Source organism: Pseudoduganella lutea, from assembly GCF_004209755.1.
GTDB lineage: Bacteria > Pseudomonadota > Gammaproteobacteria > Burkholderiales > Burkholderiaceae_D > Rugamonas > Rugamonas lutea.
This window is the reverse complement of the sequence record NZ_CP035913.1, coordinates 626,022-638,599: the sequence shown is the minus strand read 5'-3', so window position 1 is coordinate 638,599 and position 12,578 is coordinate 626,022. Positions and strand designations below refer to the sequence as shown.

Genomic DNA, 12,578 nt, shown 5'->3' with positions numbered 1-12,578 from the left:
GGTGCAACCATCACGTGCCGGTACCCGTTGAGCGTTCCTCGATGCGCCCGTTCGGGCCCGGCTGGCGATGCCGCCGGCGTTTAATGCTTGTGCTCGCCGATCAGCGCAAGCGAGTCGTGTTCGCGCTGGTTGGCCACGTGCAGCCGCTTGATGGCGATCATCGTTCCCGACAGGAACAGGCCGAACAGGATGATGATGGTGTTCAGCGCCAGGTCCATGCGCAGCATCAGCGAGTACATGGCGAGCATGACCAGGATCGACAGGTTTTCGTTGAAGTTCTGCACGGCGATCGAATGGCCTGCGCTCATGAGCACGTGGCCGCGATGCTGCAGCAGCGCATTCATCGGCACCACGAAGAAGCCGGCCAGCGCGCCGATCACGATCAGCATCGGGTAGGCGATCAGCGGCGTGTGGATGAACGCCATCGTCATCACCATGAAGCCCATCGCGATGCCGAGCGGGATCACGGAAAGCGACTTGCGCAGCGTGATCATCCTGGCCGACATGATGGCGCCCACCGTCACGCCCAGGCCCACGAGACCCACCATCGTGGTGGCCTTCTCGTAGCTCATGCCCATCGCCTGCTTGGCCCATTCCAGCACGATGAACTGCAAGGTGGCGCCGGTGCCCCAGAACAGTGTCGTGACGGCCAGCGAGATCTGGCCCAGCTTGTCGCGCCACAGGACCATGCAGCAATTGGCGAAATCCTCGATCAGGCGGATCGGGTTGCGTTCCTGGTGCGGATAGACGCAGCCGGTCAGCGGAATACGCAGGTTGAACCCCGCGGCGACGATGTACAGCACGCCCACGATCATCAGCGCGCCGTAGGCGGCGTTGCCGATGCCGATGTCCCAGCCCAGCATGATGGACTCGGCACGGTCGCTGACGAGCGCGCCGCCCATCACGGTGCCGAGGATGATCGAGGAAATCGTCAGGCCTTCGATCCAGCCGTTCGCGGCCACCAGCTTTTCCGGCGGCAGCAGTTCGGTCAGGATGCCGTATTTGGCGGGCGAATAGATGGCGGCGCCGATGCCCACGATCGCATAGGCCGCGAGCGGATGCACTTCATAGAACAGCAGGGCGCAGCCGAAGATCTTGACGAGATTCGCGTAGAACATGACGCGGCCCTTCGGCAGCGCATCGGCGAAGGCTCCCACGAATGCGGCCAGCAGCACATAAAACAGCACGAAGAGGAATTTCAGCAGCGGCGTGATCCATGCCGGCGACTTCATCGTGATCAGCAGGTCGATCGCGACGAACAGCAACGCATTGTCCGCCAGCGACGAAAAGAACTGCGCCGCCATGATGGTATAGAAACCACGATTCATTGTGGAAGGGCCTTAAAACCGATATCGGCTTGCTTTATACCATGAAAGATATGCTTTCCAAAGAAAACGGCAGGGCAATTCGAATGGTCGTTCGATTGCTGCAAGGCGGCATGACTGCGGGCATGGCGGCGCGTTCTTAAGCCCCGCCTAAGGAAGTCGCCGCGAGAGTGTCTTTGGTAAAATGTCGGCTTCCCATTTCACGCGCATTGCGTCCATCCCGTCATGCCAAGGCCGATCGTTGCCACCATCCACGTCGCTGCGATGCAGCATAACCTGGCCCGTGCACGTGCCTGCGCGCCTGGCGCGAAAGCCTGGGCAGTGGTCAAGGCCAACGCCTATGGCCATGGCCTGCAGCGCGCGCTGCGCGGCTTCGCCGAGGCCGATGGCCTGGCGCTGATCGAGTTCGACAACGCGGTGCGGCTGCGCGCCATGGGCTGGACCAAGCCGATCCTGCTGCTGGAAGGCTGGTTCGACGCGGCCGACCTGCATGCGATGGCGGAGCACGGCCTGGAAGGCGCCGCGCATTGTATCGAGCAGATCGCGCTGCTGGAACGCACGCCGCTGGCACGGCCCGTCGATGTGCACCTGAAAATGAACACCGGCATGAACCGGCTGGGTTTCAAGCCAGCCCAGTTCGGCGCCGCGTATGCGCGCCTGCGCGCCATCCCCCACGTGGGGCGGATCACGCTGATGACGCACTTCGCCAATGCGGACGAAGCGGCGCACGAGTGCCTGCCGATCCGCGAGCAGATCCGCCGTTTCAACGAAGGCGCTGCAGGCATCGAAGCGCCGCGGAGCCTGGCCAATTCGGCCGGTGTGCTGCGCATGCCGGCGTTGCGGGACGAACTGGTCAGCGACTGGATCCGCCCGGGCATCATGCTGTATGGCGGCACGCCGGGCGGCGCCAGCGCGGATGGCTACGGCCTGCGCCCGGCCATGACGCTGGAAAGTGAACTGATCGGGATACAGGACATCGAGGCGGGCGACTTCGTCGGCTATGGCAGCCGCTTCGAGGCCGACCGCGCGATGCGCATCGGTACCGTGGCCTGCGGCTATGCCGATGGCTACCCGCGCCACGCCCCCACCGGTACGCCGGTGATGGTCGATGGCGTGCGCACCCGTACCGTGGGCCGCGTGTCGATGGACATGATGGCCGTGGACCTGACCGGCATCGACACGGCGCGCGTGGGCAGCCGCGTGGTGCTGTGGGGGGAAGGCTTGCCGATCGACGACGTCGCCACGTCCGCCGGCACGATCGGCTATGAACTGATGTGCGCGGTGGCGCAGCGCGTGCAGGTAGTGGAAAACTGAGCGAAAACTGAAGGAAGACCGATGGCCAAGGCTAAGACCCAATACGTGTGCAGCGAATGCGGCGGCACGAGCAGCAAGTGGACCGGCCAGTGCCCGGCATGCCGGCAATGGAACACGATGGTGGAATCGGTGATCGAGACGGCCGGCGTGAACCGCATGTCGCAGTCGCACCAGGCGCTGGCGCAGACGGCGCCGGTGCTGTCGCTCTCCGAGATCGAGGCGCTCGACGTGCCGCGCTTCGGCACGGGCATCGAGGAATTCGACCGCGTGCTCGGCGGCGGCCTGGTGTCCGGCGGCGTGGTGCTGATCGGCGGCGATCCCGGTATCGGCAAGTCGACGCTGCTGCTTCAGGCGCTGGCCAACCTCTCGCACCTCAAGAGCGTGCTGTACGTGTCGGGCGAGGAGTCCGGTGCGCAGATCGCGCTGCGCGCCAAGCGGCTGGCCATCGACGCGAAGGACTTCAAGCTGCAGGCCGAGATCCAGCTGGAAAAAATCCTGCAGACGCTGGGCGACCTGAAGCCGGAAGTCGCCGTCATCGACTCGATCCAGACGGTGTACTCCGATGCGCTCACGTCCGCGCCCGGTTCGGTGGCGCAGGTGCGCGAATGCGCGGCGCAACTGACGCGCGTGGCCAAGCAGACCGGCGTGACGATCATCCTCGTCGGCCACGTCACGAAGGAGGGCGCGCTGGCCGGGCCGCGCGTGCTCGAGCACATCGTCGATTCGGTGCTGTACTTCGAGGGCGATACCCATTCGAGCTTCCGGCTGGTGCGGGCCATCAAGAACCGCTTCGGCGCCGTCAATGAACTGGGCGTGTTCGCCATGACGGAGAAGGGCCTGAAAGGCGTGTCGAATCCTTCCGCGCTGTTCCTCTCGCAGCATGACAACCAGGTGCCCGGGTCCTGCGTGATGGTCACGCAGGAAGGCACGCGCCCGCTGCTGGTGGAGATCCAGGCGCTGGTCGACGCCAGCCACCTGCCGAACGCGCGTCGCCTGTCCGTGGGCCTGGAACAGAACCGGCTGGCGATGCTGCTGGCGGTGCTGCACCGGCATGCGGGGATCGCAGCGTTCGACCAGGACGTGTTCATCAACGCCGTCGGCGGCGTGAAGATCACGGAACCGGCAGCGGACCTGGCCGTGCTGCTGGCGATTAATTCCTCGATGCGCAACAAGCCGCTGCCGCGCGGCTTCGTGGTGTTCGGCGAGGTGGGCCTGGCTGGCGAGATCCGCCCCGCGCCGCGCGGCCAGGAGCGCCTGCGCGAGGCGGCCAAGCTGGGTTTCTCGATCGCGATGATCCCGAAGGCGAATGCGCCGAAGCAGCCGATCGAAGGCATGACGATCATCGGCGTGGACCGGATCGACGATGCGTTCAACCGGCTGCGCGAGCTGCAGTAAACGTTACACAAAAGCAGTGACACAAAAGCGGCGACACAAAAGCGGCGACTCAGAAACGGCGACTCAGAAACGGCGACACAGAACCGCGATACAGCGCACAGCAATACGCGGTGGTGACTGCCATCTTGCAAAGAACTTCATTAATGCATGATCGGCCGTCGCGCAGTAGAATATGCGGCCGGCTTTTTTGCCGGCCGTCTTCATTTTTATACCGAGGTTTTCAAGTGTCAGTCGATCAGAGGCAGGGCGTGCGCAAGATCCTGCGTGTCAGGGCAATGATGGTCATCGATGGCGCCGCGCCGGTTCCCGCGCGCACCTTCGACCTGGGGCTGGCCGGAGTGTCCGTCACGTCGGGCACGAAGGTCGAACCGGGGCAGGTCGGGCAAGTGGTGTTCGAGATGCTGGTCGATGGCAAGCCGCAGATCATCACATGCCGCACAAAGGTCAGTCATTGCATCTTTTCCGGTGACGAATTCAAGGTCGGCTTCGTGTTCCTGCCGCTGAACGCGGAGGCCATGGCCGCCATCACGAAGTTCATGCGCTGACACGCCTGCTGGTAGCGATACCTCGGCCGATGCCGATAGCCGGTGGTGATCGGAACAACGGGGCGTGCACGGTTCTGTTTGCTATTTTGATTCCCCGGGCCGATAGGATCATAATAGTCCGACATCGGAGGATTCCATGGTCATCAACACCAGCACCCTCGCTTCACTGTACGGGACGAATTCGATTGCCACGCTGTACGGCAACGGCAATCTGAGCGGCATGCTCGGCGGTACGCAGGTCACGGGCAGCACCACGCTGTCGGCCTCGGTCGCGGCCCGCGTGCAGCAGGCCCTCGCGGGCCAGCGCGGCAATATCGACCTGTTGAACGCCAGCCTGGCAAGCACGCAGACCCGCCTGTCCGGCCTGGGCCAGTTGCAAAGCGCGCTCGACACCTTCGAGGCGCTGGCGGAAAGCCTGGCCGGTGCGGGGCTGTCGACATCGGCATCGGTGTCGACGGGGGGCGTGCTCACGGCCTCCACGAGCGCCGGCGCGAAGCCCGGCAAGTACGCGGTCGACGTGCAGCAGCTGGCGCAGGGGCAGGTACTCAACAGTGGCGTGCAGCCGGCAGCCGGCGCCGCGATCGGCACGGGCCTGGGCGCCACCGTCCGGCTGGAATGGGGCACGCTGGGCGCGGAGGGGTTCCAGCCCACGGGCGGCACGGCGCAGACCATCACGATCGACAGCAGCAACAATACGCTGGAGGGCATTGCCGCCGCATTGCAGGAGGCCGGCGTGAGCGCCACCGTGGTGCGCTCGAATGGCGGCTACGCGCTGCAGGTCAACGGCGAGTCGGGGGCCACGCAAACGCTGTCGATCAGCGTCAGCGGTGACGCGGCGCTGAAGGCTGCGATCGGTTTCGACCCGGAAAACCCGGCCGCCGCCGGCATGACGCAGGCACAGGTGGCGCAGGATGCGATCGTTTCCATCGCCGGCAAGGAGTACCGGAGCAGCACGAACACGGTGACCGGCGCAATCGCGGGTGTGACATTGAACCTGGCCGGCAAGGGCGAGACACGGCTGGCGATCACGCAGGACAGCAGCCAGATCGCCACCAATGTCGCCGCTTTCGTCAAGGGCTACAACGCCCTGGCCGACAAGCTGGCGGTGCTGCAGGAAGGCGCGCTGAGCGGCGATAACGCGCTGTCGAGAGTGTCCATGCAATTGAATGCGGTGATGCGGATCGGCGGCGCCGGCGCCTCGGCGCAGGCGCTGGCGGACGTGGGGCTGTCGCGCGATGCCGACGGCAAATTGGTGCTGAACGAGATCAAGCTGAAGGCGGCCATCGCCGACGATCCCGATGCCGTGAGTCGGCTGTTCACCAACGAAGGCACGGGCCTGGCCGACCGCATCGACGAGCGTCTCGGGACGCTGACGGCCGAGAATGGCCTCATCCGCCGCGCCCAGGAACGCACCACGCACGACCTCGGCAGGCTGAACGACCAGCATGCGATGATGGCGCAAACGCTGACCATCCAGGCGCAGGCGCTGGCGCAGATGTACACGATGCAGGAGCAGATGGGCGGCTCGGGAATGCTGCTGAACTGGTGGGGATGAAAGCGGGGACGAGGGAGACGATGGCAAGCATGCCATCTCCGCTGCGCAGGTAGAAAGCAGGCTTTCCGAAACCTCTGCTACGCCCGAATGACGAAGGCCTCGCTTGCAGACCGTAGTGATACGGGCTGCCGCGAGGCCTTTGCTTGCTAATGAAGCATTCGCTATTCGTCGTGATAGCGATCAGTCAGATGGCCGTGGCCACCACGGCTTTCAGAAAGGATTTCATAGGCGATCAGCCCCACGGTGGCCAGGAAGATGCCGATCGTCAGCAGAGTGGGCATGATAAACCAGCCATCCTTGCGGAAGGCTGCTCCTTGTAAATGTACAAAACATACATGGCAACGATACGTTTACTCCGGTACTACATTTGTACTGTAGCAGACGATCATGCCATTACAAGGGGCGTGCGGGGCGAACCCGTGACTTATTTGACGACCAGGTCGGCTGCCATCACCGCCTTCAGGTAAAGGCTGGCGGGGTCTTCCGCATCGCGCTGCACGAACCACCAGGCGGCCGCCTTTTTCATCTCGAAATCAAGCGGTTCGCCCGTCAGCAGCAACGCGGCCACCTGGCCCAGCGTCGGCTGGTGGCCCACGATCACCACGGTTTGATTGGCGGCCGGCCAGTTGGCCGCCTGCAGGATCGCTTCCGGGGCCGCGCCGGGCACCAGTTCGGCGTGGGTCTTGTATTTGCGGCCCAGGCCCTCGGCCGTCTGCACCGTGCGCACGGCCGGGCTGGCGAGGATACGGCAGTTTTCCGGCAGTTGCGAATCGAGCCACTTGCCCATGCGCCGGGCCTGTTTCACGCCTTTCGGCGTCAGCGCGCGCTCCAGGTCCGGCAAGCCTTCGTGGCCCGGTTCCGCCTCGGCATGGCGCCACAGGATCAGGTCCATCGGATTCCTTTCTTTTTCTTGTGATCGTGACGGTTATTACTCGGCCGCGGTGCCGAGCGTCTTCATCAGGTATTGCTGGGCGCTGAAAGGCTGCTGCTTGCCACGCGGCTTGCGGCGCTGGTAATGCCCATCGGACTCGAGCTCCCAGGCGTTCGTATTATCCTTCAGGTAGGGGTTCAGGCCTTCGGCCATCACGCGCCGTTTCAGCGCGCGGTCGAGCACTGGGAACGCTACCTCGATACGCCGGAAGAGGTTGCGGCTCATCCAGTCGGCGCTGGCAAGATAAACGTCGTGTGCGAGGTCGTTGCGGAAGTAATAGATGCGCGTGTGCTCGAGGAAGCGGCCGATGATCGAGCGCACCTTGATGTTTTCCGACAGCCCCGGCACGCCCGGGCGCAACGTGCAGGCGCCGCGCACGATCAGGTCGATCTTCACGCCATCCTGCGAGGCCGCGTACAGGGCGCGGATCACCGATTCGTCGACCATCGCATTCACCTTGACGATGATGCGGCCCGGCTTGCCGGCCTTGGCGATCTTGGCCTCGTTGCGGATCGCCTTGATGATCTCGCTCTGCAGCGCGAACGGCGCCAGCCACAGGTGGTTCAGCTTGTGCGGCTTGGCCAGGCTGGTCAGGTGCATGAACACTTCATTGACGTCGCGGGCCAGGCTCGACTCGCACGTGAGCAGGCCGAAGTCGGTGTAGAACTTCGTCGTGGTCGGGTGGTAGTTGCCGGTACCCAGGTGCGCGTAGTAGCGCAGCTCGGTGTTGTCCGCGCTGCCTTCGCGCCGGATCACGAGCGCCATCTTTGCGTGCGTCTTCAGGCCCACGACGCCATAGACGACCTGCGCGCCGGCCTGCTCCAGCTTGTCGGCCCAGTTGATGTTGGCTTCCTCGTCGAAGCGCGCCATCAGTTCCACGATCACCGTGACTTCCTTGCCCAGGCGCGCGGCGAGGATCAGGGCTTCCATCAGGTCCGAGTTCATGCCGGTGCGGTAGACGGTCTGCTTGATCGCGACCACGCACGGGTCGGTTGCCGCCTGGCGGATGAAGTCGATGACGGTCTGGAACGACTGGTAGGGATGGTGCAGCAGGATATCCTGCTTGCGCAACGAGGCAAAGATGTCGTTGCCGGTCGGATGCACGCCCGGCAAGAACGGCGTGAAGCGCAGTTCGGGCATCTTCGTGTGCTCGATCATTTCGTTCAGGCGCACCATGTTGACGGGGCCATCGACCTGGTACAGGCGGGAGCGGTCCAGGTCGAACTGGTCGAGCAGGAATTGCGACAGTTCCGGTGGGCAGTTCTTCGCCACTTCGAGGCGCACCGAGCGGCCGAACTGGCGACCCTGCAGTTCGCCCTTCAATGCCTGGCGCAGGTTTTTCACTTCATCCTCGTCCACCCACAGGTCGGAATCGCGCGTGACGCGGAACTGCGAATAGGCCATCACTTCGCGGCCCGAGAACAGGTCGGAAATATGCGCGTGGATGATCGACGACAGCAGGCAGAAGCAGGTGCCGGGCTTGTCCGACAGCTCGTCCGGCAGCTTGATCACGCGCGGCAGCACGCGCGGCGCCTTGATGATGGCGATCGCCGTGCCGCGGCCGAAGGCATCCTTGCCGGACAGCGCCACGATGAAGTTCAGGCTCTTGTTGATGACTTGCGGGAACGGGTGTGCCGGGTCGAGGCCGATCGGCGTCAGCAGCGGGCGCACTTCGCGTTCGAAATAATCCTTGAGCCAAGCGCGCTGCGCGTCATTGCGCTCGTTATTGCGCAGCAGATGCACGCCATGCTCCTTCAGCAGCGGCAGGATCTGGGTGTTCAGGATGTCATATTGCCGGGTCACCAGCGCGTGGCACTCCGACGAAACACGGTTCAGGTTGGCCGTCAGGGCAGGGTGTTCGGACAGCTTGCCGTCGACGGTGGCGGCGGCCAGCAGGCTGGCGACACGCACTTCAAAGAACTCATCCAGGTTGCTCGACGTAATACAGAGATAACGGAGCCGCTCCAGCACGGGAATCGACGCATCCTCGGCCTGCGCCATGACGCGGCGATTGAAAGCAAGCTGAGAGAGTTCACGATCTAAAAACTGGGTGTGACGCGTTACTTCCGCGCGGATCTCGGGTTTCATGGTTTTATCGGTTTTTCTATTCATTATTGCAAGATTTTAGCGCTGCCGCAGGTAGCTGAGGGCAACGCTGGCGCTCATGACAGTCTAGATAAGAAATATGACAACAACATGACATCCAAAAGTGGCTTTCAAACAATTATGACATAAATTTATGTCCTTATAATTCAATGGGTTAAACGCTTTATGACGCGACGTCACACAACTTATGACAGACTTTTCGGTCAAATATTTCAACCTGCGTCAAACATGTCATAAAGCCGTCATATTCGGTCACTACACTGCGCAGCATTCAGTACCCCAACCCCGAAAGAGGAACTTTGATATGCGTATGAAACAGTTGATGGCCTCCCTCATCGTAGGCGCTTCCGCAGCAGTGGCCTTCACTACCGCCGCCGCAGCGGACATGACCGGCGCTGGTGCTACCTTCCCGTACCCCATCTATGCCAAGTGGGCCGAGCAGTACAAGGCTTCCACCGGCAACGGCCTGAACTATGCATCCGTGGGCTCCGGCGCAGGTATCAAGCAAATCAAGGCGAAGACCGTCGATTTCGGCGCTTCCGACATGCCGCTGAAAGCGGAAGACCTGGATGCGTCGGGCCTGATGCAATTCCCTGCCATCATGGGCGGCGTGGTGACCGTGGTGAACCTGCCCGGCATCGCTCCGGGCCAGTTGAAGCTGACCGGCCAGGTCGTCGGCGACATCTTCCTGGGCAAGATCACCAAGTGGAACGATCCGGCGATCGCCACGCTGAACGCGGGCGTTGCCCTGCCGGCGGAAGACATCACCGTCGTGCACCGTGCCGACAGCTCGGGCACCTCGTTCCTGTTCACGGACTTCCTGTCCAAGACCAATCCGGAATTCAAGTCGACCGTGGGCGCCAACAGCGCCGTGAAATGGCCGACTGGCGTGGGCGGCAAGGGTAACGAAGGCGTGGCCGCCAACGTGCAGCGCATCAAGGGCGCCATCGGCTACGTCGAGTGGGCGTATGCGAAGAAGAGCAAGATGCAGCACACGCAGCTGCGCAACAAGGATGGCGTGTTCCTGCAGCCGGACGACGAGAACTTCAAGGCCGCCGCCGCCAATGCCGAGTGGACCAAGACCCCGGGCTTCGGCGTGGTGCTGACCGACCAGGCCGGCAAGCAGTCGTGGCCGATCACCGGCGTGTCGTTCATCCTGCTGTACAAGCAGCAGGCCGATGCGGCCAAGGGCAAGGAAGTCGTCAAGTTCTTCGACTGGGCCTTCGCCAACGGCGACAAGGCCGCCGTGGAACTGGACTACGTGCCGCTGCCCGACACCGTGGTCAAGCAAGTCCAGGCCGCCTGGAAGGCAAACCTGAAGGATGCTTCCGGCAAGGCGCTGTACTGATCGATGTACCTGCTCCCTCGGCTGACCCCGAGGGGGTTAACCGGGAGAGCTCAGCTGGATGCCAGCAGGGGACTCCCGGTTAGCCCATTTTCAAGAAAAATATCCAAAAACTATGTCCATGAGTGCAGAAATTACTTCCGTCCCGGGGCTGATTCGCAGGCGGTGTCCAAGGTGTCGCAGGCCGCGATGCAATCCGTGATGCGCCGGCAGCGGATCCAGGACTGGATCTTCCACAAGGTGACGATGACGTTCGCCCTGTCCGTGCTGTTTGTCCTGATCGGCATCATCATCTCGCTGGCGATGGGTGCGTGGCCGGCGCTGAAGGAATTCGGCCCCGGCTTCGTCACGCGCGTCGAGTGGGACCCGATCAACGACCAGTATGGCGCCCTGATCGCCATCGTCGGCACGCTGTCCACGGCCGGCATCGCCTTGCTGATCGCGTTCCCCGTCAGCTTCGGCATCGCGCTGTTCCTGACCGAGATCTGCCCCGTGTGGCTGAAGCGTCCGCTGGGCACCGCGATCGAGCTGCTGGCCGGCGTGCCATCGATCATCTACGGCATGTGGGGCCTGTTCGTGTTCGTGCCGCTGTTCGGCGACTACGTGCAGCCGTTCCTGAAAGCCACGCTGGGCCAGGTCCCGTTCATCGGCGTGCTGTTCAGTGGGCCGACGATGGGCATCGGCATCCTGACCGCCGCGCTGATCCTGGCCATCATGATCATTCCCTTCATCTCTTCCGTCATGCGCGACGTGTTCGAGATCGTGCCGGCCGTGCTGAAGGAATCCGCGTACGGCCTGGGCTGCACGCGCTGGGAAGTGGTGCGCAAGATCGTGCTGCCGTACACCAAGACGGGCGTCGTGGGCGGCGTGATGCTGGGGCTGGGCCGCGCGCTCGGCGAAACGATGGCCGTCACGTTCGTGATCGGTAACGCCAACAAGCTGTCCGCCTCGCTGTTCGCACCGGGCAACTCGATTGCCTCCACGCTGGCCAACGAATTCGGCGAAGCCGCCACGCCGCTGCATGTGTCGTCGCTGTTCTCGCTGGCGCTGATCCTGTTCGTGATCACGTTCATCGTCCTGACCGCCGCCAAGCTGATGCTGGCAGGCATGTCCCGTAAAGAAGGTGTCAAATAATGCAAACCGCTGCTGTCAGCTCACCCATGAATGCCCGCATGAACCCCGTCTACCGCAAGCGCCTGTGGACGCACCGGATCGGCATCGCCATGTCGGTGGCGGCCATGTCGGTCGGCGTCATCGTACTGCTGTGGATCCTGGCCACGCTGCTCATCAACGGCTTCGCCGCGCTGACGCCGGCGCTGTTCACGGAAACCACGCCGGCACCCGGCAGCGATGGCGGCGGCCTGCTCAATGCGATCGTCGGCAGCCTGCTGATGGTGGGCCTGTCGACGCTGGTGTCCACGCCGATCGGCATCCTGGCCGGCATCTACCTGGCCGAGTACGGCGAGGAAAACAAGGTGGCTGCGATCACCCGTTTCGTCACCGACGTCATGCTGTCCGCGCCGTCGATCGTCATCGGCCTGTTCGTCTACGCGCTGTACGTGGCCAACGTGAACCACTTCTCCGGCTATGCCGGCTCGATCGCGCTGACGCTGATCGCCGTGCCGGTGGTCGTTCGCACCACGGACAACATGCTGCGCCTCGTGCCCAACAGCCTGCTGGAAGCCGCGTTCGCGCTGGGCGCGCCGCGCTGGAAGGTGGCCATGACGGTGCGCCTGCGTGCCGTGAAGGCCGGTGTCGTGACGGGCGTGCTGCTGGCCGTGGCCCGCGTGGCCGGCGAAACGGCGCCGCTGCTGTTCACCGCGCTGTCGAACCAGTTCTTCAATGCCGACATGAACAAGCCGATGGCCAACCTGCCGTATGTGATCTACCAATTCGCCATGAGCCCGTATGACAACTGGCGCGATCTGGCCTGGGGTGGCGCACTGCTGGTCACGTTCAGCGTGCTGGCCCTGAACATCCTGTCGCGCACCGTCTTCACGCAAAAGATCCCGAATTGATCCGGGCCGACCCGTTCAGCCGAATACTTCATTCAAATTATTTA

At 63.3% G+C, this 12,578-nt stretch carries 10 protein-coding genes; 7 read left to right on the top strand and 3 right to left on the bottom strand.

The window, feature by feature from the left end:
* Positions 1-80: 80 nt before the first annotated feature.
* The gene (gene lplT, locus EWM63_RS02620; RefSeq protein ID WP_130185152.1) at positions 81-1,328 is read right to left on the bottom strand and encodes a lysophospholipid transporter LplT; all 1,248 of its coding nucleotides are present in this window, start codon (positions 1,326-1,328) and stop codon (positions 81-83) included.
* Between the two features lie 222 nt (positions 1,329-1,550).
* On the opposite strand from lplT, the gene alr reads away from it, so the two are divergent.
* The 4 genes from alr (at position 1,551) to fliD (ending at position 6,134) form a co-directional block, all read left to right on the top strand.
* Positions 1,551-2,639: an alanine racemase gene (alr, locus tag EWM63_RS02615; protein ID WP_130185151.1), complete on the top strand. Its 1,089-nt coding sequence runs from the start codon at positions 1,551-1,553 to the stop codon at positions 2,637-2,639.
* Between the two features lie 21 nt (positions 2,640-2,660).
* Positions 2,661-4,034: a DNA repair protein RadA gene (radA, locus tag EWM63_RS02610; protein ID WP_130185150.1), complete on the top strand. Its 1,374-nt coding sequence runs from the start codon at positions 2,661-2,663 to the stop codon at positions 4,032-4,034.
* A 224-nt stretch (positions 4,035-4,258) separates the two neighbouring features.
* A complete protein-coding gene (locus EWM63_RS02605; protein WP_130185149.1) occupies positions 4,259-4,579 on the top strand; it encodes a PilZ domain-containing protein in 321 nt (106 codons plus the stop codon).
* Positions 4,580-4,715: 136 nt separating this feature from the next.
* The gene (gene fliD / locus EWM63_RS02600; protein ID WP_130185148.1) at positions 4,716-6,134 is read left to right on the top strand and encodes a flagellar filament capping protein FliD; all 1,419 of its coding nucleotides are present in this window, start codon (positions 4,716-4,718) and stop codon (positions 6,132-6,134) included.
* Between the two features lie 424 nt (positions 6,135-6,558).
* On the opposite strand, the gene sixA is transcribed toward fliD, so the two are convergent.
* Together sixA and ppk1 are read right to left on the bottom strand one after the other, a co-directional pair.
* Positions 6,559-7,026, bottom strand: a complete 468-nt coding sequence (gene sixA / locus EWM63_RS02595; protein WP_130185147.1) for a phosphohistidine phosphatase SixA — start codon at positions 7,024-7,026, stop codon at positions 6,559-6,561.
* Positions 7,027-7,062: 36 nt separating this feature from the next.
* A complete protein-coding gene (ppk1, locus tag EWM63_RS02590) occupies positions 7,063-9,153 on the bottom strand; it encodes a polyphosphate kinase 1 (protein WP_130185146.1) in 2,091 nt (696 codons plus the stop codon).
* 322 nt (positions 9,154-9,475) lie between these two features.
* Here ppk1 and pstS point away from each other — a divergent pair, with 322 nt between their 5' ends.
* The 3 genes from pstS (at position 9,476) to pstA (ending at position 12,534) form a co-directional block, all read left to right on the top strand.
* Positions 9,476-10,519 (top strand): phosphate ABC transporter substrate-binding protein PstS, encoded by a 1,044-nt coding sequence (gene pstS / locus EWM63_RS02585; protein ID WP_130185145.1) that lies wholly within the window; start codon positions 9,476-9,478, stop codon positions 10,517-10,519.
* 186 nt (positions 10,520-10,705) lie between these two features.
* Positions 10,706-11,650, top strand: coding sequence for a phosphate ABC transporter permease subunit PstC (gene pstC / locus EWM63_RS02580; protein WP_130185144.1), 945 nt, complete (start codon positions 10,706-10,708; stop codon positions 11,648-11,650).
* A 38-nt stretch (positions 11,651-11,688) separates the two neighbouring features.
* Positions 11,689-12,534 (top strand): phosphate ABC transporter permease PstA, encoded by an 846-nt coding sequence (pstA, locus tag EWM63_RS02575; protein WP_371861169.1) that lies wholly within the window; start codon positions 11,689-11,691, stop codon positions 12,532-12,534.
* Positions 12,535-12,578: the final 44 nt, after the last annotated feature.

What these genes read in the sequence shown, in the direction of transcription:
- ppk1 (WP_130185146.1), bottom strand. Translation starts at nt 9,153, where the DNA reads ATGAAACCCGAGATCCGCGCGGAAGTAACGCGTCACACCCAGTTTTTA.
- pstA (WP_371861169.1), top strand. Translation starts at nt 11,689, where the DNA reads ATGAACCCCGTCTACCGCAAGCGCCTGTGGACGCACCGGATCGGCATC.
- fliD (WP_130185148.1), top strand. Translation starts at nt 4,716, where the DNA reads ATGGTCATCAACACCAGCACCCTCGCTTCACTGTACGGGACGAATTCG.
- radA (WP_130185150.1), top strand. Translation starts at nt 2,661, where the DNA reads ATGGCCAAGGCTAAGACCCAATACGTGTGCAGCGAATGCGGCGGCACG.
- lplT (WP_130185152.1), bottom strand. Translation starts at nt 1,328, where the DNA reads ATGAATCGTGGTTTCTATACCATCATGGCGGCGCAGTTCTTTTCGTCG.
- sixA (WP_130185147.1), bottom strand. Translation starts at nt 7,026, where the DNA reads ATGGACCTGATCCTGTGGCGCCATGCCGAGGCGGAACCGGGCCACGAA.
- pstS (WP_130185145.1), top strand. Translation starts at nt 9,476, where the DNA reads ATGCGTATGAAACAGTTGATGGCCTCCCTCATCGTAGGCGCTTCCGCA.
- pstC (WP_130185144.1), top strand. Translation starts at nt 10,706, where the DNA reads ATGCAATCCGTGATGCGCCGGCAGCGGATCCAGGACTGGATCTTCCAC.
- alr (WP_130185151.1), top strand. Translation starts at nt 1,551, where the DNA reads ATGCCAAGGCCGATCGTTGCCACCATCCACGTCGCTGCGATGCAGCAT.